The organism is Paeniroseomonas aquatica (assembly GCF_030409335.1).
Classification (GTDB): Bacteria; Pseudomonadota; Alphaproteobacteria; order Acetobacterales; family Acetobacteraceae; genus Belnapia; species Belnapia aquatica.
This window is the reverse complement of the sequence record NZ_JAUFPN010000240.1, coordinates 1-907: the sequence shown is the minus strand read 5'-3', so window position 1 is coordinate 907 and position 907 is coordinate 1. Positions and strand designations below refer to the sequence as shown.

The window sequence follows — 907 nt, the reverse complement described above, 5'->3', positions numbered from 1 at the left end:
CGACGCTTGCTGTCGGCCTCACGAATTATCCAGGCTAGATAGCTTGATACTTGTCGCAGCGGGTCTGGTGGCAGGCATAGTCAATGCTATTGCAGGAGGAGGGACTTTTTTTACCTTCGCGGCACTGATGGCAACAGGCCTGCCCCCAATTGGCGCGAATGCTACAAGCGCTGTTTCCGTACTGCCGGGCCAGGTTGCTTCTGCGCTGGCATATCGGCGAGAACTCGCCGCGCTAGGCACCAAGCTGATACCTCTCGGCATCGTCTCAGCCTTCGGCGGGCTTGCAGGTGGTTGGCTTCTGCTGAATTCCGATAACACGGCTTTCCAAGGTCTCGTGCCTTGGCTCTTGCTGATTGCAACCTTGCTGTTTGCGATCTCGCCGTTCATCCCGGTCTGGTTAGAACGAGCCCGCCTCCAGAAAGGAGATCTTGCTCAGTCTGCACTCTTGCCCAAAGGCGGCGCACTGATCTTACAAGGCCTGATCGCGGTCTATGGCGGCTATTTCGGCGCAGGCATGGGTATCATGATGCTGGCTATTCTTCCCTTAGTTTTCGGCGGCAATTTTCATGCAGCAAACGCTGCTAAGAATATTTTAGCAGTCCTCATGCAGGGACTTGCAGTTATTTTGTTCCTAGCATCAGGGTTTGTCAGGTGGCCAGAGGCGATCATCATCACGGTATCTAGTATTTTAGGTGGATGGCTTGGCGTGATTGTTGCTAAGCTCGTTACCATCGATTTTATTCGATATTCTGTGATTGTAACGGGAGCCTCACTGGCATTTTGGTATTTTGTTCATTGAGTTTTATCGGTGATTTTCGAATGTTTTCTGCGGACGAATGGCCGGCGTTCGGGGATTGGCTTAGCGGCTAGCTAGCCTGGATTATGCGCGAAGGCTGACGGGCATGGT

General features: G+C 52.8%; 1 protein-coding gene. It reads left to right on the top strand.

Annotation, left to right across the window (positions count from 1 at the left end):
• Positions 1–43: 43 nt before the first annotated feature.
• Complete coding sequence (locus tag QWZ14_RS29075; protein ID WP_290320562.1) at positions 44–799, top strand: sulfite exporter TauE/SafE family protein; 756 nt, start codon at positions 44–46, stop codon at positions 797–799.
• Positions 800–907 lie beyond the last annotated feature (108 nt).